This is a genomic window from Microbulbifer okhotskensis (assembly GCF_023895975.1).
Lineage (GTDB): Bacteria > Pseudomonadota > Gammaproteobacteria > Pseudomonadales > Cellvibrionaceae > Microbulbifer > Microbulbifer okhotskensis.
The window spans coordinates 1-312 of record NZ_JALBWM010000448.1 but is presented as its reverse complement, the minus strand read 5'-3'; the positions used below and the strand labels follow the sequence as shown (position 1 = coordinate 312).

At 49.7% G+C, this 312-nt stretch carries 1 protein-coding gene; it reads right to left on the bottom strand.

All coding sequences use genetic code 11. The features are described 5' to 3' along the window. Positions 1-312: transposase (locus tag MO867_RS22870; RefSeq protein WP_252473433.1), on the bottom strand; the 312-nt coding region annotated here is incomplete at both ends.

Below are 312 nucleotides of genomic sequence, written 5' to 3'. Positions count from 1 at the left end.
AGCTCCTTTTTGCCTTCAATATTAAGGCCAAGAATCGTGTCAATGGCCTTGCTGGTATAGCGGCCATTTTCTTTGATTTTGTAGTGGATAGCATCGAGCCAGACAATGGGGTAGACCGCTTCCAGGTCGCGCTCACGCCAAGCCTGAAGTTCAGGCAGCAGCTTGTCGGTCACGGTGTTAATGGTGCCGTTGGAAAGCGACATGTCATAGATATCGGCAATATGTGTGCGAATGTCCTGGTAGCTGTTGCCCAAAGTAAACAAGGCAGTGATTTTGCGCTCCAGTTCGTCGGTAAGCTGGGTTTGATGCTTC